Raw genomic sequence first — 20,064 nt, 5'->3', positions numbered from 1 at the left:
CCGTCGCCGGGGGTTCCTCCCGATACGGCCGCGCTCGGCCTCAGCGGCCGGTGACGAGCAGGATCTTGCCGAGGTGGGCGCTCGACTCCATCAGAGCATGCGCATTCTGCGCCTCTTCCAGGGGGAAGGTCGCGTGGATCACCGGACGGATGCGGCCGGCATCGAGCTCCGGCCACACGTCGCGGCGGAGCCCGTCGGCGATTTCCGCCTTCTCGGCGTTCGGACGCGGCCGCAGCGTGGCGCCGGTGAAGGTGAGCCGCTTGATCATGATCGGCGTGATGTTGAGCGCCTCGACCTTGTTGCCGCCCATCAGGGCGATCAGCACGAGGCGACCCTCGATCGCGAGCGAGGCGAGGTTCTTGGCGAGGTAGCTCGCACCGATCATGTCGAGGATGACGTCGACGCCCTTGCCGTCGGTCAGCCGCTGGACCTCCTCGGCGAAGTCGGCCTCGCGGTAGTTGATTGCGGCGTCAGCGCCGAGCGACTCGCAGAACGCGCACTTCTCGGCCGAGCCGGCCGTCGTCAGCACGCGGGCGCCGAGGTGCTTGGCGATCTGGATCGCCGTGGAGCCGATGCCGCTCGATCCGCCATGGACGAGGAAGGTCTCGCCCGCGGCGAGCCGCCCGCGCTGCACCACGTTGGAATAGACCGTGAAGTACGTCTCGGGGATGCCGCCGGCATCGACGAGCGACAGCACCTCGGGCTTCGGCAGGCAATGCCCGGCCTCCGCCACCGCGAACTCGGCGTAGCCGCCGCTGATCACCAGCGCGCAGACCTCGTCGCCGAGGGACAGGCCGGACACGCCCTCGCCGAGCGCCGCGATGCGGCCCGCGACTTCGAGGCCCGGCACCGCGGTGGCGCCCTTCGGCGGCGGATACTTGCCGCCGCGCTGCATCACGTCCGGACGGTTGACGCCGGCCGACACCACCTCGATCAGCACCTGTCCCGGCCCGGCCTTCGGCAGCGGCACCGTCTTGATGCCGATCACCTCGGGGCCGCCGGCTCCGTTGAAGCAGACCTGGCGCATCGTCTCGGGCAGCGTCGTCGTCATCGGGCGGTCTCCTCGCGAGGGTTCGCCCCTAGTTGCTGCCGGACGCTCCGTTGGCAAGCCCGGGTCCAAGGCCCGCGCGTCTCAGCGGGTGCCGTACATCCGGTCGCCGGCATCGCCCAGGCCCGGCACGATGTAGCTGTGGTCGTTGAGGTGGCTGTCGATCGCCGCGGTCCAGATCGGCACGTCGGGGTGAGCGGCCTGAAGCCGGGCGACGCCCTCCGGCGCGGCGAGCAGGCAGACGAAGCGCAGGTCCTGCGCGCCGCGAGCCTTCAGCCGCGTCAGCGCGGCGATGGCGGAATTCGCGGTGGCGAGCATCGGGTCGAGCACCAGCACCGTGCGATCGGCGAGGTCCGACGGCGCCTTGAAGTAGTACTCGACCGCTTCGAGCGTCTCCGGGTCGCGGTAGAGCCCGACATGCGCGACGCGAGCCGAGGGCAGCAGCGACAGCATCCCGTCGAGGAAGCCGACGCCAGCCCGCAGGATCGGGGCGAGGACCAGCTTCTTGCCCTGGATCTGGCGCCCCTCCATCGTCTGGATCGGCGTCTCGATCGTCACCGGCTCCAGCGGCAGGTCGCGCGTCACTTCATAAGCGAGCAGCATCCCGATCTCGTTGAGCAGGTTGCGGAAACCCTGCGTCGAGCGGTTCTTGTCGCGCAGGAGCGTCAGCTTGTGCTGGACGAGGGGGTGGTCGACCACCGTGACCGTTGCCTGGCTCATCCTGTCCTCCCGACGCGTGCCCTCCCGCTTTGCCGAACGGCGATCCCGGGCGCAACGCGAACCCCACGAAAAAGGGCCTTCCGCTCGCACGGAAGGCCCTCGATCTCGTCGGTCGCGCGTCGGGATCAGGCGGTGAAGGACTTGTCGGTCCCGTCGGCGCGGCGCTTGTCCATGAAGGCGTCGAACTGGTCGCGATCCTTGGCGCGCTTCAGCTCCTCGACGAACTCGGCGAAGGCGCGGCTCTCCTCCTGCAGGGCGCGGCGCTGGGCGTCGAGCCGGTCGAGCTCGGCCTTGCGATACTCCTCGAAGGCCCAGTTGCCGGTGGTTCCGCGGCGGTTCGAGGCCTCGAACGCGCGGGCGAAGCGCGAGGCACGGGCGGTGCCGCCCTCCCAGCCCGCGGCGCCGCGCTTGGCGTAGTCGCGCAGTTCCCCGAGGGCCGGATACCCGGCGATCTTCCACGCCACCAGGGCGAGGCCGACGGGCCACCAGTAGATGAAGCTCACGACGATCGCGCCGATCTCGATCGAGCGGCGCGGAAACGGGCCGCAGCGGCTGACCTTGCCGCTCGCCCAGGGGGAGGAAGTGGAAGTGCTCACGGTAAGGCTCCGCTGTTCATGTGAACAGCGTTAACATGCGGGTGGCGCGAAGGCCTTTCAAGGGGTGCGACGCGCGATGCGCATCACCCCGGCTTGCCCGCCCCGGCGCCGTGGACGAGGGCGAGCACGCCGGCGCGCAGAAGCTCATACTTGTCGGGAATGCCCGGCCCCTTCGGCAGGTGTCCCGCTGCCGCGAGGGTCGCCAGCCCGTGCGAGAGCGCCCAGACCTCCAACGCAATGAAGCGCGGGGCAACGCCGCCGAACCCGTCGGGGAAGGTCGCCTGCAACGCCTCGACCAGGAGGTCGAACGGGCTCGGGCGCGGCCCGGCCTCGTTCGGGGCATGGACGCCGCGGGTCTCGAAGATCGCCGCGTAGTAGCCCGGCTCCTCCTCCGCGAAGGCGAGGTAGGCCTCGCCCATCCGGGTGAAGCGCTCCAGCGGGGTGCCGCGGGCTGTGAGCGCGCGCGCCAGCCGCTCGGCCAGATCCGCGAAGCCGCGCCCGGCGAGTTCCTCGAGCAACGCCTCGCGGCCGCGGAAATGCCGGTAGAGCGCGGCCGGGGTGACGCCGACGAGGCGGGCGGCGTCGACCAGGGTGAAGCCGCCGATGCCGCGCTCGGCGATGAAGCGGCGCGCGGCCTCGATCAGCGCCTCCTTCAGGTTGCCGTGGTGGTAGCCACGTCGATCAGCGGGTCCGTCTCGCCAGGGTCGCAACGGGTACTCCTCACCTGCACCCCGGACGCGGGCGCGCGACGTTTACGAGCGAGCGTCGCGTTTGTTTCGGCGATCGTGCGAGCTTACCAGAAATCCAGCTTTGCCCGACATCGTTGCGTCTACCAGTCGACGATGGACGCGGGCGTGAGGCTTGACAGCCACGCCCGATGCAACAGGGTTTCATCCGGTGATCGGCAGGGCTCGGGATGCCGTGCGACCCCTCGGCGCGGAACGGAGAATCGCGAGCATGGCCTTCGTCAGCCTGAAGGCGTGGCGGGCGCGCTCGGCCGAGCAGGCTCAGCGCGCCAAGCTTCTGAAGGTCGCATGCTCGGATGCCCTCGGGCTCGGCGCGGAGGATGCGATCACCGTCAACGAGATCGCCTGTGCCGACCCCGGCTGCCCGGACATCGAGACCGTGGTGCTGGTGATGCGCGCCGGCGAGCCGACGCGGGCGATCCGCATCCGCGCGCCGATGGATGCGGTCGGCGAGGCCGAGCTGGAGCGGCTCGTCGCGGACGAGCGGGTGCTCCGCAAGCCGAACGCATCTTAGACGCAACCGTGCCGGCGGCTCGGTACGACGCGCGGCGCACTATGTTTTGACCGAGGAAATTCGGCAATCTCCTCTATAAGTCTATCGTGACGGCGGTGCCATCAAGAGCACCGATGCAACGAACGAAGAGATTACGAGGAAACGCCATGCGCCACATCATCCGAAAGACCGTCGTCGGCCTCGCCGTCGCGTTGCCCGTGCTGGCCTCGGCCGGCGTCGCCTTCGCGGCGGCCGGCGACGCCGAGCGCGCGGCACGCTGGCAGGAGCTGCAGAAGCAGGTGTTCGGCGACCGAAAGGTCGAGCCCGGCAAGCTTGTGTCGATCGACATGCCGGTGCGCGCCGAGGACGCCGCCCTGGTCCCGGTGACGCTCACCGTCGCCAGGAAGGACCAGGTGAAGGGGCTGTACCTCATCATCGACGACAACCCGGCACCGCTCGCCGCCCATGTCGACTTCGGGCCGGCCGGCGACCCGGCGCAGCTGAAGATGCGGGTGCGGGTCAACACCTATTCCAACGTCCACGCCGTGGCCGAGACCAAGGACGGGCGCCTCGTCGCGTCCGAGATCTTCGTAAAGGCATCGGGCGGCTGCTCGGCGCCGATGGGGATGACCGACGCGGACGCGATGAAGGGCATGGGCGACATGCGGATGAAGTTCTCCGACCTCACCGCCGACAAGGCGATGCCGGCGACGCTGATGATCCGCCACCCGAACTTTTCCGGCATGCAGATGAACCAGGTTTCGCGCGAGTACACGCCCGCCCGCTACCTCGACCGGATCAGCGTCAGCCAGGGCGCGCGCAACGTCTTCACGCTGGAAGGCGACATCTCGATCTCGTCGAACCCGGTGATCGGCTTCGAGATGCGCCCCGAGGGCAGCGCGCCGATCACGGTCGCGGCCACCGACAGCCAGGGCGGCACGTTCGACCACACCTTCCCGGTGCCGGCCGTCAGCAACTGATCGACGACGACGCGCCCGGCCCGAGCGGGCCGGGCTTTCGCCAACCGGGGATCCGACGCTCATGACACGCCGCCGTACGCTCATCGCCCTCCTCGCCCTCGCGCCGCTGGCCTTCGCCCAGGCGCAGGCCGGGGAGATGAAGCCCTATTCGCAGGAGGCGTTCGACGCCGCGCAGAAGGCCGGCAAGCCGATCCTCGTCGAGGTCAGCGCGCCGTGGTGCCCGATCTGCAAGACGCAGAAGCCGATCCTGGCCAAGCTCAGCGCCGACCCGCGCTTCAAGGACCTGCAGATCTTCGACATCGACTTCGACAGCCAGAAGGACCTGCTGCGCAAGCTCGACGTCCGCATGCAGAGCACGCTGATCGCCTACAAGGGCGCCGTCGAGACCGGCCGCTCGGTCGGCGAGACGCAGCCCGAATGGATCGAGGGGCTGGTCGAGAAGACCCTTTAGGCCGAACGCGATGCTCGTCAGCCTCGGCCTCGCGCTGCTCGCCGGACTGCTCTCGACGCTCTCGCCCTGCGTGCTGCCGCTGCTGCCGCTGGTGCTCGGGGCGGCGGCGTCCGAGCATCGCTACGGGCCGGCGGCGCTGGCGGGCGGGCTGGCCCTGTCGTTCGTGGCGATCGGCCTGTTCGTCGCCACGATCGGCTTCGGTCTCGGGCTCGACGGCGACGTGTTCCGCCGCGTCGCCGCGATCCTGCTGATCCTCGTCGGGATCGTCCTGCTGGTGCCGTCGGCGCAGACGCGCCTCGCGGTCGCCGCCGGGCCGGTCGCGAACTGGACCGAGGCGCGCTTCGGCGGGTTCTCCGCCACCGGCCTGTGGGGCCAGTTCGGCGTCGGGCTGCTGCTCGGCGCCGTCTGGAGCCCCTGCGTCGGCCCAACGCTCGGCGCCGCCTCGATCCTGGCCGCGCAGGGACGCGACCTCGGGGCGGTGGGCCTGACGATGCTGGTCTTCGGCATCGGCGCGGCCCTGCCGCTCCTGATCCTCGGCGCCCTCTCGCGATCCGTCCTGATGCGCTGGCGCGACCGGTTGATGCGGGCCGGCAAGGGAATGAAGGCGGCGCTCGGTCTCATCCTCGTCGCCACCGGGCTGGTGATCGTGCTCGGCGCCGACAAGCGGATCGAGGCGGTGCTGGTCGACGCCTCGCCGGATTGGCTGAACGCGCTCACGACGCGCTACTGAACGCGCCGCCTCAGCGCTTGAAGAACGCGTCCGCGGCGCCGAGCGCCGCCTGCTTGGCCGTCCGGGCCGCCTCGAGCCGCCGGATCTCGTCCTGCAGCAGCGCGATCCGGTGATCGATCTCGTCCACCGACAGGGTGTCGAGCCCCTGCCCGATCTCGTGGCGGACCGGGCGCTTCACACGCTCGTCGTCGTCCCGCATCGCAAAACTCCTCACAAGGCCGGCGTCCCGGCGCCGGGCGGCAGGCCGAGATGGCGGGCGACGGTGGCGCCGATGTCGGAGAACGTCGCGCGCCGCCCGAGCGGGCCCGGCGCGATCCCCGGCCCGAAGGCCAGGACCGGCACCTGCTCGCGGGTGTGCTCGGTGCCGTGCCAGGTCGGGTCGTTGCCGTGGTCGGCGGAGACGAGGCAAAGGTCGCCCGGGCGAAGCGTCGCCAGGATGTCGGGAACGCGGGCGTCGAACGCTTCCAGCTCGGCGGCGTAGCCCGGCACGTCGCGGCGGTGGCCGTGCTCGCTGTCGAAGTCGACGAGGTTGGCGAATACCAGCCCGCCATCGGCGAGGCTTCCGAGCGCATCGAGCGCGGCGTCGAGGCACGCCATGTTGGCGCCCGGCTTGATCTCGCGGCCGGTGGCACGGTGGGCGAAGATGTCGCCGATCTTGCCGACGCTGACCACGTCGCGGCCCGCGGCCTGGAGGCGGTCGAGCAGGGTGTCGGCCGGCGGCGCGACGGAGAAGTCGCGGCGGTGGCTCGTCCGGCGAAAGCCTGCCTCGGCCGTCCCGGCGAAGGGCCGGGCGATCACCCGGCCGATCCGGTAGGCGTCGCAGAGCTCGCGCGCGATCCGGCACAGGTCGTAGAGGCGCTCCAGGCCGAAGGCGTCTTCGTGGGCCGCGATCTGGAAGACGCTGTCGGCGGACGTGTAGCAGATCGGCCTGCCGGTCCGGACGTGCTCGGCGCCGAGCGCATCGATGATCGCGATGCCGGAGGCGTGGCGGTCGCCGAGGATGCCCGGCAGGTCCCCCAGCCGGATCAGGTCGCGCGTCAGCGCCTCGGGAAAGGCCGGCCGCATATCCGGGAAGTATCCCCACGGTTCGCGCATGGCGAGGCCGGCGATCTCCCAATGCCCGGACGGCGTGTCCTTGCCGGCCGCGGTCTCGACGGCGTGGCCCCAGGCGCCCGCGAGCGCGCCGGGCGGCGCGAGCCCCGGCGGCATCCGACCCGTCGCGGCCTCGCAGGCGAGGCCGAGGCCGAGGGCGGCCAGATGCGGCAGGCGCAACGGGCCGGAACGTAGGCCGGTACGGTCGCCCCGCCCCGCGGCGCAGGCCTCGGCGATGTGACCGACCGTGTCGGAGCCGGCGTCGCCGTAGCGTTCGGCGTCCGGCGCGCCGCCGATTCCGACGGAATCGAGGACGATGAGCAGTGCCCGCGCCATCGTCCTAGACCGGCTCGACGTCGGCGACGGTGTCGCTCTTCAGCGCGAAGGCCGCCGAGAACAGGGTGCGGGTGTACGCGGTCTTCGGCCGGGAGAAGATCTCGTCGGCCGGTCCTTCTTCCACCACAACGCCGTTCTGCATCACCAGCACGTAGTTCGCGAGCGCGCGCACCACCTTGAGGTCGTGGCTGATGAAGAGGTAGGCGAGGCCGCGGGTGCGCTGCAGGTCGCGCAGCAAGGTCACGATCTGTGACTGCACCGAGCGGTCGAGCGCGGAGGTCGGCTCGTCGAGGACGACGAAGCGGGGGTCGAGCACCATCGCCCGGGCGATGGCGATGCGCTGGCGCTGGCCGCCGGAGAACTCGTGCGGGTAGCGGTCCATCGCCGCCGGATCGAGCCCGACATCGGTCAGCGCCTGCGCGACGATGGCGCGATGCTCGCGCTTCAGCAAGCCCTGCACCACCAGCCCCTCGGCGACGATGTCGGCCACCGACATCCGCGGCGAGAGCGAGCCGTAGGGGTCCTGGAAGACCACCTGCATGTCCTTGCGCAGGGGCCGCATCGCCGCGACGCCGTAGGTCTCGATGTCGCGCCCGAGGAAGACGATCGGCCCCTCCGACGCCGTCAGCCGCAGCAGCGCGAGGCCCAACGTGGTCTTGCCCGAGCCGGATTCGCCGACGACGCCGACGGTCTCGCCGGCACGCACCCGCAGGGCGACGCCGTCGACCGCCTTGACGTAGCTGGCGGTGCGCCGGAGCCAGCCCTCCTTGAGCGGAAACCACACCTTCAGCGGGCCGGCCTCGACCAGCGCCTCGGCATCCGCCGCGACCGGGTTGCCCCGGCCCTTCGGCTCGGAGGCGATCAGGCGCTGCGTGTACGCGTGCTGCGGGTCGGCGAACACCGCGGCGACCGGGCCGGCCTCGACGATCCGACCGTTCAGCATCACGCAGACCCGCGCGGCGATGCGCTCGACGATGCCGAGGTCGTGGGTGATGAACAGCATCGCCATGCCGAGCCGCTTCTGCAGGTCGGCCAGCAGCGAGAGGATCTGCGCCTGCACCGTCACGTCGAGCGCCGTGGTCGGCTCGTCGGCGACGAGCAGATCCGGCTCGCAGGCGAGCGCCATCGCGATCATCACCCGCTGGCGCTGGCCGCCGGACAATTCGTGCGGATAGGCGCCCATGCGGCGCGCGGCATCGCGCAGGCCGACCAGCTCCAGCAATTCGAGGATGCGCGCCCGCGCCGCCTTGCCGGACAGGCCGCGGTGCAAGCCCAGAACCTCGCCGATCTGCCGCTCGATGGTGTGGAGCGGGTTCAGCGAGGTCATCGGCTCCTGGAACACCATGGTGATGTCGGCGCCGCGGACCTTGCGCATCGCGCGCTCCGGCAGGGCGAGCAGGTCGCGCCCCTTGAACACGATCCGGCCGCCCGGATGGTGGGCGGCGCCGTCGAGGAGCCGCAGGATCGAGAGCGCGGTGACCGACTTGCCCGATCCCGACTCGCCGACCAGCGCCACGGTCTCGCCCGGCAGGATCGTGAACGACACGCCATCGACGGCGCGGCTCTCGCCCTCGCGCGATCGGAAGGCGACCGAGAGATCCTCGACGGAAAGCAGCGGCTCGGGCATCAATCGCGTTCGTTCCGGGGCAGGTGCGGTCTCTATAGCGCGGCGGCGGCCCGACGGCGAACCACCCGGGGGCCAACAGGGGGCGGCATGTCGGCAGAGACCTTCGCGGCGACGATCCGTGCGGCGCTGGGCAGCGCGGCGGGCACCGGGGCGTGGACGATCACCGGGACGGGGACCCTGCCTTCGGCTTTTCCGGTCACCGACCTAGCCGCCGGCTCCGTCGCCGCGGCGGGGCTGGCGATCGCCGACCTCGTCGGCACCGTCGGCGCGACGCCGGCCGTCTCGGTCGACCGCCGCCTCGCCTCGCTGTGGTTCCGCACCTCGCTCCGCCCGATCGAATGGACGCTGCCGGACCTGTGGGACCCGGTGGCGGGCGACTACCGCACCCGCGACGGCTGGATCCGGCTCCACACCAACGCGCCGCATCACCGCGCGGCGGCCGAGCGCGTTCTCGGCGCGCAAGCCGACCGCGCGGGCATGGCGGCCGCCGTCGCCGGCTGGGACAAATCCGATCTGGAGGCGGCGATCGTGGCGGAGGGCGGCTGCGCGGCCGAGATGCGCTCGGTCGAGGTTTGGGATGCGCATCCGCAGGGGGCGGCGGTCGCGGCCGAGCCGCTCGTCGCCTTCGATCCCGGCGCGGCCGCCCGCTCCAGTTGGAAGCCCGAACCCGCGCGGCCGCTCGCGGGCCTGCGCGTCCTCGATCTGACGCGGGTGCTCGCCGGGCCGGTGGCGACCCGGTTCCTGGCCGGCTTCGGCGCCGAGGTCCTGCGGATCGACCCGCCGGGCTGGAACGAGCCCGGCGTCGAGGCGGACGTGACGCTGGGCAAGCGATGCGCCCGGCTCGACCTTCGCCGCGAGGCCGACCGCAACCGGTTCGAGGCGCTGCTCACCGGCGCCGACATCCTCGTGCACGGCTACCGGCCCGAAGCGCTCGACCGCCTCGGCTACGGCGCCGCGGCACGGCGTGCCCTCTCGCCCGGGCTGATCGACGTCAGCCTCGACGCCTACGGCTGGACCGGCCCCTGGGCCGGACGCCGCGGCTTCGACAGCCTGGTGCAGATGAGCTGCGGCATCGCGGAGGCCGGGCAGGCGTGGCGGAACGCCGACCGGCCGGTGCCGCTGCCCGTCCAGGCCCTCGACCACGCCACCGGCTACCTTCTGGCCGCCGCCGCGATCCGCCTCCTTGAGCGACGTTTGCGCGACGGGCGTGCCGGCGCGGCGCGCCTTTCGCTGGCCCGGACGGCGCGGTTGCTCCTCGACGCCGAGCGGACGGGCTCGATGGAGGCGTTCGCGCCGGAAGCCGACGACGACTTCGATGCCGGCGTCGAGGCGACGCCGTGGGGCCCGGCCCATCGCCTGCGCCCGCCCCTGGCGGTCGCCGGCGCGCCGGTCCGATGGTCCCTGCCCGCGCGCCGCCTCGGCACCGACCGCCCCGCCTGGACGTGACGCGGCGGATTGATCGCCGGTTGCAGGGCGCTAGAACGGTGCACGTGGGATGGATCGGTCTTGCGGCGCACGGCGCCCGCGACCGCAAGGGGCACGATCGCGAGGCATGACCGTTCCCATTCGTGGCGTGAGGTGTTTTCAGATAGCCCCTCGTTCAGCACCCTTCCCTCCCCCCTCTGCGGGGGAGGGAAACGCGCGTGTTCGGAGCGGTATCACACCAGCATTCTTGATTATGCCTGGTGCAACGCATGGGCTCGCATCGCCGGAGGGTTGCTCAAATCCCCTCGGCATCGCGCCGCCTTCGCCCTCCTGGCGACCACCCTCCTCCTCGCCACGCCCGCACACGCCGTCCCCTCCGACGGCGCCACCGAGACCGTCGAGCAGGCGTTGTGCCGATTGATCGAGGGATCGGCGCGGGCGCGCGGGCTGCCGGTGCCGTTCCTGACGCGATTGATCTGGCGCGAGAGCGCGTTCCGCGTCGGCGTGGTCAGCCCGGTCGGGGCGCAGGGCGTCGCCCAGTTCATGCCCGGCACGGCGCGCGAGCGCGGGCTGGCCGATCCGTTCGACCCCGAGCAGGCGATCCCGCATGCCGCCCACCTGCTGGCCGACCTGAAGCGGCAGTTCGGCAATCTCGGCCTGGCGGCGGCCGCCTACAACGGCGGCCCGGGCCGGGTGACGAGCTGGCTTGCCGGCAGCGGCGGCCTGCCCGCCGAGACCCGCGCCTACGTGCTCGCGATCACCGGCGCGCCCGCCGAGGACTGGCGCGGCGGCGCATCCCGGATCGAGATGGGGCCGCCGGAAGGGGGCGGGGCCAAGAGCGCCGAGGCCAAGAAGGCCGAGACCAAGAACACGGAGACCAAGAGCGCCGAGACCACGCCGGGCGAGGCCAAACCCGGCGAGACGAAGCGCGCGGACGCCCGGGTGCCCGAGTCGGCGAAGGCCGAGACCGCACCCGAGCCGGCGCAGACCTGCCTTCAGGTCACGGCCGCCTTGCGCATGCCGTCGCGCGGCGACCGTTTCGCCATCGGCGCCAACGAAGGGCCGGCCGCGCCGTGGGGCATCCAGCTCGCCGGCAACTTCTCGAAGTCGCTGGCGCTGGCGACCTTCTCCCGGGCGCGCGCCACCTACGCCAAGGTGGTCGGCGAGGTCCGCCCGATGATCATCGGCACGCGCCTGCGCAATCGCGGCACCCGCGCGTTCTACCGCATCCGCATCCCGGCCGAGAGCCGGCAGGCGGCCGACGGGCTGTGCGGCCGGATCCGCAGCGTCGGCGGCGCCTGCATCGTGCTGCGCACCTGACGCGTCGACGGAGTTCGGCGCGATCCGGTCATGAATCCGCCCAGAGCCGCATGCATCTGGCCTTCGCGGCCCAATCGGACATCGAATGACACGAATCCTCACGGCTCTCGCCAGCCTGGCATGCCTCGCGCTCGCCGCAATCGGCATCGCCGCCTGCTCGCCGCTCGCCCTGTTCGATGCGATCGGCCCGCGGGATTCCGGCGGCCGGCAGGTGCTGCGGGACGAGCCGTTCGGCGAGGGCCCGCGGCGTCGCCTCGACGTCTACGCGCCCGTGAACGCGCCCGAGAACGCGCCGGTGCTGGTGTTCTTCTACGGCGGCTCCTGGCAGAACGGCTCGAAGGCGGATTACGCCTTCGTCGGACAGGCGCTCGCCGCGCAGGGCTTCGTCACCGTACTGCCGGACTACCGGCTCTATCCCGAGGCGCCCTTCCCCGGCTTCCTCGAGGACGGCGCAGCCGCCGTCGCCTGGGTCCGCGACAACATCGCAACCTATGGCGGCGACCCGCGCCGCATCGTGCTCGCCGGGCACTCGGCCGGTGCCTACAACGCGGTGATGCTCGGCCTCGACACCCGCTACCTCAAGGCGGCCGGGGTCGACCCGAAGGTGATCCGTGCGGTCGCCGGCCTGTCCGGCCCCTACGACTTCCTGCCGTTCGACCAGGACACCTCGCGCAAGGTGTTCGGCCAGGCGCCGGACCCGCGCGCAACTCAGCCGGTGACCTTCGCCGGCCCGAGCGCGCCGCCGGCCTTCCTCGCGACCGGCGCCGACGACACGATCGTCCGCCCGCGCAACACCCAGAGCCTCGCCGAGACGCTGCGCAACGCCCGCGTGCCGGTGCAGGAGCGGATCTATTCCGGGCTCGACCACGCCGACACCCTGCTCGCGCTCTCCGTCACCTTCCGGTCGAAGGCGCCGGAGCTCGCCGAGATGGCGGCCTTCCTCCGGACGCAGGCGGCGAGCCGGCAATCGATCACGATCGGGCGGCGCTGATCGCTCCGTCAAGGTTACCCGCGATCGGATGAGACCGCGGGCAGGTTCGGGGCGACGGCGTGTTCCGTCCGGACTATGATGGTGCGCGGTTCCAGACCGCGGATGGCCGGTGAGGGCGGGTTCGTGTCAGCGGCGCACGGCATCAGGGCTGAGGCGGCCGTCAGGCGGTCGCGATCGCTGCCGGGACGCGACATCCCGGACGCCGTCCGCCTGCCGTTCGTCACCGTCGTGCTGATCCTGCTCTGGAACCATCTCTGGTTCAGCGACCTCGCCAACCGCAGCCTCCTGAGCGACCCGGAAACCGGCAGCCTCTTCACCCAGGCGCTGTTCGTCATCCTCGGCACGGCGATGCTGATGGTGCTCGGGCGGCTCGGCTTCGCCAGGCTGCGCCCCCTCGCCTCCTGGCCGCTCCTGCTGCTCGGCGGCTGGCTCGGCATCACCACCCTCCTCTCCACCGACCCGATGCTGTCGATCCGCCGGATCGTGCTGTTCGGCATCGTCGCGCTGCTCGCCGCCGGCGTTCTCGTGGTCGCGCGCAACGGGCGCCAGTTCGCCACCGCGCTGGCGCTCGCCGCCGGCATCGTGCTGGCCGCGAGCTATCTCGGCGTCGCGCTCGTCCCCAACCTCACCATCCACTCGGCCTTCGACGTCACCGGCGAGTACAACCACATCGGCCTGTGGCGCGGGATCTTCACCCACAAGAACGAGGCCGGCTCGGCGATGTCGATGATCGCGGTCTGCGGCCTCTACGTCGCCGCCGTGCTGCACCGGGGCCTGGGCTGGACCATCACGGCGGGGGCGCTGGTCTTCATGGTCTTCGCCGGCTCGAAGACGCCGCTGGCCGTGCTGCCCCTCGTCCTGCTGGTCTCGGTCCTGTGCAGCCGTCTGCGCGGGGGGACGATGCGCGGGCTGCTGCTGGTCGGCCCGGTGGCGCTGCTGATCGTCGCGACCATCGGTTCGGTGCTGCTGCCGCCGATCCGAACGGTGCTGGACGCGATCATTCCCGACGCGACCTTCACTGCGCGCAACGAGATCTGGGCCTTCGCGATCGAGCACGTCGTCGTGCACCCGATCCGCGGCTGGGGCTACGGCGCCTTCTGGCTGACCGACCGCACCGTCTACGGCGGCGGCGCCGACCCGGGCTCGGACTGGGTGCAGACCGCGACGCAGGCGCACAACTCCTTCCTCGACGCCGCACTGGTCATGGGCTTGCCCGGCGCGCTGCTGCTCCTGAACGCTCTCGTCGTGGCCCCGATCCGCGACCTGCAGCGGGCCAGCGCCGGGCGGCTGCTCGACGCTCAGACGCTGTTCTTCCTGCGCATCTGGATGCTGGCGGTGATCTCGGCCTCGTTCGAGAACGTGCTGCTGAACGCCAACACCGTCCTGTGCGGCATGACCATGCTCGCGGTGTTCGGCCTGCGCCTGCGCACCGCCTACCGCCCGGTCGCCTGACCCGAACGCGACGGCGGCGGTCGCGGCCCGGGACAGGCGGGGCGCGACGCCCTATGTCGATGGGATGATCGATTTCCAGACCGTCGGCGACCTCTGCAACGCCCACCACATCGCCGAGGAGGAGGTCGACGCCGCGGTGGCCGCCTACCTCGCCGACCCGCTGCCGCCGATCTTCGTGTTCCGGCAGGGCTATCGGCTGAACCTGATGAAGGCGGTGCGCAACCACCAGGGCGCACGGGTCTTCATGGAGCGCGAGGATGTCGGCATCGCGCTGAAGCGCCCGTTCGTCCGCGCGGCGATCCTGCAGGCGCGGCCGAAGGGCTGAGCGATCACGCTCAGTCCGGCAGCGCGAACACCACCAGCGCGTCGCCGGTGCCGAAGCCGGAAGCCTTGGTGAAGGACGAGCCGCCGGCCGCCACCGCGACGTACTGCTTCCCGTCGAGGCTGTAGGTAATCGCCGGGCCGCTGATGCCGGCGCCGCACTGGAACCGCCACAGGATCTCGCCGGTGCCGGCATCGTGCGCGTCGAGATGGCCGTCCTCCTCGCCGGAGAAGACCAGGCCGCCCGCCGTCGCCAGCGTGCCGCCGGCAAGCCGGCTCTCGGACCTCACCGACCAGGCGATCGTGCCGCCCTTGGCGAGGTCGACCGCCGTGAGCGTGCTGAAGCTCGGCTCGCCCTTCGCCTCGCCGGTCTCGGTGTAGCGGATCTCCGGCCGTCCGGGGCCGCCGGGCACGGTCTTGACGGTGTAGGTGGTCGCCCCGTGCCGGACCTGTGCGAAGGCGAGGCCGCTTGCGGCATCGTAGGCCGTCGGCGGCCAGGACACGGCGCCGAGGGGTCCCGGCGCGACCACGGTGCCTTCCGCGGTCGGGGGAGCGAACAGGTTCTTCTGCGCGATCAGCGGGGCCGAGCGCTCGATCAGCCGGCCCGTGGCGCGGTCGTGGACGTAGATCCAGCCGGTCTTGCTGGCGGAGGCGACCGCCTGCACCGGGCCGTCCTTCCCGTTCAGGTCGAGCAGGAACGGCGGGCTCGCCACGTCGTAGCCCCACTCGTCGTGCGGCACCTGCTGATAGTACCAGCGCAGCGCGCCGGTTTTCGCGTCGAGCGCCACGAGGCTCATCGTGTAGAGGTTGTCGCCCGGCCGCGAGAGCCCGAAATTCTGCGGCGCCGGGTTGCCGGTGCCGAGGTAGATCAGGCCGAGATCCGGGTCGAAGGCCGGGGTCATCCAGAGCGATCCGCCGCCGACCCGCCATGCCTCGCGGTTGGCCGGCGCTGCCGCCTTCTCGGCGGCGACGTCGCGATGCAGCGGGACGCCGTCGGCGGTGGTCTCGACGTATCCGCCCTCCCAGCCGTCGGCCTTGGTGACGTACCAGCGCCAGCGCTCTTCGCCGGTCTTCGCGTCGTAGGCGGCGAGCCACCCGCGGCGCCCGTAGCCGCCCTCGATCCCGACGACCGAGCCGCCGTCGAGGCCGCCCTTCTCGTCCTCGACATGGAGCCCGTAGCCGGCGCCGCTCACCCCGACGATGACGAGACCGTCGGCGACGAGCGGCGGCATCTTGAAGCCGAGGCGGCTCGAGCCTTGCACCGGCTTGCCGCCGAGCTGCGCCGTCAGCCCCGATGCGGTCTCGGACTCGCCTTCCTCCGGGCGCACCGCCTCGTGGTCCCACACGACCTTTCCGGACTTGGCGTCGAGCGCGATCACCCGCCCGTCCATCGTCGCCTGGAACACGAGGCCGCCGGAGACGGCGACGCCGCGGTTCGAGGGCGGCCCGAAGATCTTCTCGGTGCGCGGCTTGTGGGTGTAGGTCCACAGCACCCGGCCGGACTTCGCGTCGAGCGCCGCGACGTTGTTCTGCGTGGTCGAGAGGTAGAGCGCGCCGTCGACCATCACCGGCTGGGCCTGGAAGTAGCCGGTCACCCCGGTCTGGAACATCCAGGCCGGCCGGAGCCGCCCGACGTTGCTCCGGTCGATCGCCGAGAGATCGGAGAAATTCCGGTTGGAATGGTCGTGCCCGAAGGTCCGCCACTCGCCGGCGGGCTCGGCGGCCCGCGCCGGCAGGGCGAGCGCAAGGAGCACCACGGCGGCAACGGTCGATGTCGTCCTCGATGAACGCGGCACGCCGGCTTCCTCCCGCTCGGCGCGCAGGGCCGAGATGATTTCTTCTGGTTGCAGCCGGTAAGCGTTATCCCGCGAACTGTCGAACCGGACGAACGTCGCCGGCGCATCGATCCGCGGCCGCACCGGATCTCGGAGGGCGTTCCCTCAATGCCCCGCCGGCGCGTCGCCGCCGCGCTCGACCCGCTTGAGGATCATCGCCAGCGGCACCGCCGAAGCCGAGACGAGGCAGAGCGCCCAGAACACGTCGATGTAGGCGAAGAACGCCGTCTGCGTCGCGAGCTGCTGCCCGATCCAGGCGGTGGCCTGCCCCTGCGCGTCGACGCCGGGAGTGCCGTGCACCGTGAAGTACTGCGTCGCCTGCCGCATGGTCTCCTGGTAGGCCGGGCTCGTGGTGGTGACGCTCTCCGACAGCCGGCTCTGATGGAACTGGCTGCGATAGGCCAGGATGTTCTGCGCCAGCGACACGCCCATCGACCCGCCGACGTTGCGGGCGACGTTGATCAAGGCCGAGGCCTGGTCGGTCTGCGACTTCTCGATGCCCTCGTACGAGGCGGCGGTGATCGAGATGAAGATCATCGGCAGGCCGATGCCGATGTAGATCCGCGACCAGGCGAAGAACCAGAACGTGGAATCGCCGTAGATCCGGGTCAGGTCGTACATCGCCAGCGCGACGATCGTCGCGCCGGTGGCGATCAGCCATTTCGGCTGGAAGTAGCCGGACACCTGCCCGATCACCAGCATCATCGCCACGGTGACGAGGCCGCCGGGCGCCAGCACGAGCCCCGAGATGGTGGCGGTGTAGCCGTAATAGTCCTGCGTGATCTGCGGGATGAACTGCGTCGTCGCGATCAGGATCGCGCCGGTGGCGAGCATGACCAGGAAGCACGAGCCGAACTGGCGCTTGCCGAGAAGGCGCAGGTCGACGGCCGGGTTCTTCGCCCTCAGAAGCCACGGGATCATCGCGACGAACGACACCACGGCGAGAACACCGAAGACCTGGATCAGCGGCGAGCCGAACCAGTCCTTGCGCTGGCCCTCGTCAAGGCAGACCTCGAGCGAGCCGAGGAAGGTCGCCACCAGGAGGAAGCCGACGACGTCGAACCGGATGCCCTTCTTCCGCAGCGCCTTGCGCTCCTTCACCGCGGCTTCGGAATCTTCCAGGAGCCACCACATCAGCGCCAGCGCGATCACGCCCACGGGGCCGTTGATCAGGAAGCACCAGTGCCAGGAGACGTTGTCGGACAGCCAGCCGCCGAGCGTCGGGCCGACGACCGGCGCGACGACGATCGCGAGCCCGTAGAGCGCGAAGGCTTGGCCCCGCTTGGCGGGGGGGAACGAGTCGGCGAGGATCGACTGCGCCAGGGGCGCCATGCCGCCGCCGCCGAGCCCCTGGATCACGCGGAACACCAGCAGCGAGTTCAGGTCCCAGGCGAAGCCGCAGGCGATCGAGGCGACAGTGAACAGCGCGACGCTGGCGATGAAGAATGCCTTGCGGCCGTAGCGCTTGGCCAGGAAGCTCGACGCGGTGAGCGCGATCGCGTTGGCGACGAGGTAGCTCGTGACCACCCACGCCGCCTCGTCCGGCCCGACGGCGAGCCCGCCCGAGATGTAGCGGAGCGCGACGTTGGCGATGGTGGTGTCGAGCACCTCCATGAAGGTCGCGAGCGCGACCACGAGCGCCACCGCCCACGGGCTGTGGCCGCCCGCGGTGCGCGGCAGGCCGCCCGACGTCGCCTTCGCTTTTCCCGCATCTTTGCCGCCGGCCTTGCGCGAACCGCCGCCCGCCGCGGCGGCCCCGGCGCTCATCGCACCCGCACCGTCGGCACGATCGACATGCCGGGGCCGATCGACACGTCCTGCGGCCACTCGTCGACGACGATCTTCACCGGCACGCGCTGCACCACCTTCACGTAGTTGCCGGTGGCGTTCTGCGCCGGCAGCAGGCTGAAGGCGGTGCCCGAGCCGGGCTGCACCGAGGCGACCTTCCCGGTGATCTTGCGGTCGGGATAGGCGTCGATCTCGATCCTCACCGACTGGCCCGGGCGCATGTCGGTGATCTGCGTCTCCTTGTAGTTGGCGACGACCCACTTCTCGTCGGGCACGAACATCGCCAGCGATTGGCCGGCCTGGGCGTACTGCCCGACCGCGCCGGTGAGCTGCACGACCCGGCCCGGCTGCGCCGCCGTCACCGTCGTGTAGCCGAGGTTGAGCACGGCCTGCGCCGCCTGCGCATCGGCGTTGGCGAGGCTGGCCTCGGCCGATGCCCGCTGCGCCTGGAGCGAGCCGATCTGCTTCTGCGCCTGCACCACGCTGGCGTTCGCGCTCGTCAGCGCGGCCTGGCGCTGCTCGAGGGTCGAAGTCGAGGATTGCGATTGCTGCACGGTGCCGGCACCGCGGCTGGCGAGATCCTTGTAGCGGGCGGCATCCGCCTTCGCGAAGTCGAGCGCCGCCTGGTTCTGCGTCACCTGCGCCTTGGCGACGTCGATCTGCGCCCTCTGCGCCTCGACCTGCGCGTCGACGTTCTGGATCGACGCCTTGGCCGACGCGATCTGAGCCTGGGCCTGCTCGAGGGCGACCTGGTAATCGCGCCGGTCGATCTGGAACAGGGTCGCGCCGGTGTCGACGTGCTGGTTGTCGGTGACCGAGAGCGCGACGACGTAGCCGGACACCTTCGGCGCGATCGAGAACTGGCGCGCGTCGACGAACGCGTCGTCGGTGGATTCGTAAGGGTGCAGGTAGATCTGCCAGTAGAAGAACCCGGCGATCCCAAGGAGCACGATCGCGATCCCGCCGAGGACGAACCACCACGGATGGCGCTTGAGGATACCCGGCCGGTTCTCGACATCCTCGCCCTCGGACGACGCGTCCTGATCGGACTCGGCCTTGCTCTCGTCGGCCTCGTCGCCCGCGGGAGGATCCTTCTCCTGCGGCTTGAGATCGATGATGTCGCGTCGGTCGGGCGCCTCCCGGTCGTCGGGGCGCGTCTGCGGGTCCAGGGCCGTCGCCTGGCGCTGATCGTCTAGCATCGAAAAGAAACCGCCTGCGCCCGCGCCGAACACTGCCGAAGCGGCCGGAGCGAACGAATAACCCGCCTCACCGACTAAAAAGGCGATGCGACGGCAAAGTTCCGCTGCGCTTCGCCGCGCCGTTCGACCCCGCGGGACAGGACCGAGGGGAACGGGCGTTGCGGTGCGGCGTTTTCGCGCCGGAGTACCGTACCGATCACCAGCGAGCCGATGCGATGGCCCTCTTCTCTCGAACCCATCCGACCGGCGTCCCGCTCGTCGGGACCGCGCGCCTCGACGCGATGAGCCGGACGCTGGCGCGCAACTGGTGGCTCGTCGCCCTGCGCGGCGTCGTCGCCATCCTGTTCGGCGTGATGGCCTTCGTGGCGCCGGCCGCCTTCGTCTTGTCGCTGGTGTGGTTCTTCGCCGCCTACATGGTCGTCGACGGCGTGTTCGCGATCGTCGCCTCGGTCCGGGCGGCACAGGCCCACGAGCGTTGGGGCTTCCTGCTGATCGAGGGCCTGCTCGACATCCTGGTCGGCGTCGCGGCCTTCTTCGTGCCCGGCGCCGCCGTCTGGGCCTTCGTCCTGCTCGTCGCGATCTGGGCAATCGTCACGGGCGCGCTGATGATCGCGGCCGCCTTCCGCCTGCACCTGCATTTCGGACGCTGGTGGCTCGGCCTCGGCGGCGTAGTCTCGATCCTGTTCGGTGGGGTGCTGCTCGTCGAGCCGGGCATGTCGGCGCTGGTGCTCACCTGGTGGCTCGGCGCCTACGCCGTCGCCTTCGGCGTCCTGCTGGTCGTCCTCGGCTTCCGCCTGCGCGACCGCCACGAGGCGGCCGGCTCGCCGATGCCCTTCCGCCACGGCGTCTGAGAGACCGGACGTCCCGGCGGACGCCACACGGCATAGCTTCGCTCCGCCCGTTCGTTCTAGAAC

The 20,064-nt window shown here is 71.2% G+C and carries 20 protein-coding genes; 10 read left to right on the top strand and 10 right to left on the bottom strand.

Translation table 11 applies throughout. The features are described from left to right. Positions 1–40: 40 nt before the first annotated feature. The 4 genes from ACFZ8E_RS06865 to ACFZ8E_RS06850 form a co-directional block, all read right to left on the bottom strand. On the bottom strand, positions 41–1,051 hold the full coding sequence (locus ACFZ8E_RS06865) for an NAD(P)H-quinone oxidoreductase (RefSeq protein WP_405042403.1): 1,011 nt from the start codon (positions 1,049–1,051) through the stop codon (positions 41–43). 81 nt (positions 1,052–1,132) lie between these two features. Continuing rightward, on the bottom strand, positions 1,133–1,768 hold the full coding sequence (upp, locus tag ACFZ8E_RS06860; protein WP_147727477.1) for a uracil phosphoribosyltransferase: 636 nt from the start codon (positions 1,766–1,768) through the stop codon (positions 1,133–1,135). Positions 1,769–1,893: 125 nt separating this feature from the next. Continuing rightward, positions 1,894–2,364, bottom strand: coding sequence for a DUF2852 domain-containing protein (locus ACFZ8E_RS06855; RefSeq protein WP_405042402.1), 471 nt, complete (start codon positions 2,362–2,364; stop codon positions 1,894–1,896). A gap of 83 nt (positions 2,365–2,447) precedes the next feature. Beyond that, on the bottom strand, positions 2,448–3,074 hold the full coding sequence (locus tag ACFZ8E_RS06850; protein WP_147727475.1) for a TetR/AcrR family transcriptional regulator: 627 nt from the start codon (positions 3,072–3,074) through the stop codon (positions 2,448–2,450). Between the two features lie 247 nt (positions 3,075–3,321). On the opposite strand from ACFZ8E_RS06850, the gene ACFZ8E_RS06845 reads away from it, so the two are divergent. From ACFZ8E_RS06845 to ACFZ8E_RS06830, 4 genes are all read left to right on the top strand, one after another. Next, positions 3,322–3,624, top strand: coding sequence for a hypothetical protein (locus tag ACFZ8E_RS06845; protein WP_243949608.1), 303 nt, complete (start codon positions 3,322–3,324; stop codon positions 3,622–3,624). Positions 3,625–3,770: 146 nt separating this feature from the next. After that, positions 3,771–4,583: a quinoprotein dehydrogenase-associated SoxYZ-like carrier gene (locus ACFZ8E_RS06840; protein ID WP_405042401.1), complete on the top strand. Its 813-nt coding sequence runs from the start codon at positions 3,771–3,773 to the stop codon at positions 4,581–4,583. Positions 4,584–4,644: 61 nt separating this feature from the next. Next, positions 4,645–5,034, top strand: coding sequence for a thioredoxin family protein (locus ACFZ8E_RS06835; protein WP_147727472.1), 390 nt, complete (start codon positions 4,645–4,647; stop codon positions 5,032–5,034). Between the two features lie 10 nt (positions 5,035–5,044). Beyond that, positions 5,045–5,764 (top strand): cytochrome c biogenesis CcdA family protein, encoded by a 720-nt coding sequence (locus ACFZ8E_RS06830; RefSeq protein WP_243935408.1) that lies wholly within the window; start codon positions 5,045–5,047, stop codon positions 5,762–5,764. Between the two features lie 10 nt (positions 5,765–5,774). On the opposite strand, the gene ACFZ8E_RS06825 is transcribed toward ACFZ8E_RS06830, so the two are convergent. The 3 genes from ACFZ8E_RS06825 to ACFZ8E_RS06815 are packed head-to-tail and all read right to left on the bottom strand — an operon-like array spanning position 5,775 to position 8,819. Further along, the gene (locus ACFZ8E_RS06825) at positions 5,775–5,963 is read right to left on the bottom strand and encodes a DUF1192 domain-containing protein (RefSeq protein WP_405042400.1); all 189 of its coding nucleotides are present in this window, start codon (positions 5,961–5,963) and stop codon (positions 5,775–5,777) included. 11 nt (positions 5,964–5,974) lie between these two features. Next, a complete protein-coding gene (locus ACFZ8E_RS06820) occupies positions 5,975–7,192 on the bottom strand; it encodes a phosphopentomutase (RefSeq protein ID WP_405042399.1) in 1,218 nt (405 codons plus the stop codon). Between the two features lie 4 nt (positions 7,193–7,196). Further along, the gene (locus ACFZ8E_RS06815) at positions 7,197–8,819 is read right to left on the bottom strand and encodes an ABC transporter ATP-binding protein (protein ID WP_405042398.1); all 1,623 of its coding nucleotides are present in this window, start codon (positions 8,817–8,819) and stop codon (positions 7,197–7,199) included. Positions 8,820–8,906: 87 nt separating this feature from the next. Between ACFZ8E_RS06815 and ACFZ8E_RS06810 the strand changes: the two genes are divergently transcribed. From ACFZ8E_RS06810 to ACFZ8E_RS06790, 5 genes are all read left to right on the top strand, one after another. Beyond that, positions 8,907–10,265 (top strand): CoA transferase, encoded by a 1,359-nt coding sequence (locus tag ACFZ8E_RS06810; RefSeq protein WP_405042397.1) that lies wholly within the window; start codon positions 8,907–8,909, stop codon positions 10,263–10,265. A gap of 270 nt (positions 10,266–10,535) precedes the next feature. Next, positions 10,536–11,564, top strand: a complete 1,029-nt coding sequence (locus ACFZ8E_RS06805; protein WP_405042396.1) for a transglycosylase SLT domain-containing protein — start codon at positions 10,536–10,538, stop codon at positions 11,562–11,564. Between the two features lie 85 nt (positions 11,565–11,649). After that, positions 11,650–12,555, top strand: a complete 906-nt coding sequence (locus tag ACFZ8E_RS06800; protein ID WP_405042395.1) for an alpha/beta hydrolase — start codon at positions 11,650–11,652, stop codon at positions 12,553–12,555. A 102-nt stretch (positions 12,556–12,657) separates the two neighbouring features. Continuing rightward, positions 12,658–14,007, top strand: a complete 1,350-nt coding sequence (locus ACFZ8E_RS06795; RefSeq protein ID WP_405042394.1) for an O-antigen ligase family protein — start codon at positions 12,658–12,660, stop codon at positions 14,005–14,007. A gap of 64 nt (positions 14,008–14,071) precedes the next feature. Then, on the top strand, positions 14,072–14,332 hold the full coding sequence (locus ACFZ8E_RS06790; RefSeq protein WP_147727069.1) for a hypothetical protein: 261 nt from the start codon (positions 14,072–14,074) through the stop codon (positions 14,330–14,332). Positions 14,333–14,342: 10 nt separating this feature from the next. Here the strand turns inward: ACFZ8E_RS06790 and ACFZ8E_RS06785 are convergent, their stop codons facing one another. From ACFZ8E_RS06785 to ACFZ8E_RS06775, 3 genes are all read right to left on the bottom strand, one after another. Next, entirely contained in the window at positions 14,343–16,085 is a 1,743-nt protein-coding gene (locus ACFZ8E_RS06785) for a pyrroloquinoline quinone-dependent dehydrogenase (protein WP_405044336.1), read from the bottom strand. Between the two features lie 183 nt (positions 16,086–16,268). Next, complete coding sequence (locus tag ACFZ8E_RS06780; protein WP_243935331.1) at positions 16,269–17,930, bottom strand: DHA2 family efflux MFS transporter permease subunit; 1,662 nt, start codon at positions 17,928–17,930, stop codon at positions 16,269–16,271. Next, on the bottom strand, positions 17,927–19,150 hold the full coding sequence (locus ACFZ8E_RS06775) for a biotin/lipoyl-binding protein (RefSeq protein ID WP_405042393.1): 1,224 nt from the start codon (positions 19,148–19,150) through the stop codon (positions 17,927–17,929). The genes ACFZ8E_RS06780 and ACFZ8E_RS06775 overlap by 4 nt, the downstream gene beginning before the upstream one ends. Positions 19,151–19,365: 215 nt before the next feature. Between ACFZ8E_RS06775 and ACFZ8E_RS06770 the strand changes: the two genes are divergently transcribed. Then, positions 19,366–20,001, top strand: a complete 636-nt coding sequence (locus ACFZ8E_RS06770) for an HdeD family acid-resistance protein (RefSeq protein ID WP_405042392.1) — start codon at positions 19,366–19,368, stop codon at positions 19,999–20,001. The last annotated feature ends 63 nt before the right edge of the window (positions 20,002–20,064 follow it).

The sequence above is a fragment of the Methylobacterium sp. HMF5984 genome (assembly GCF_045033435.1).
Classification (GTDB): Bacteria; Pseudomonadota; Alphaproteobacteria; order Rhizobiales; family Beijerinckiaceae; genus Methylobacterium.
The sequence above is the reverse complement of the archived record's forward strand: the minus strand, read 5'-3'. Positions and strand labels throughout refer to the sequence as shown.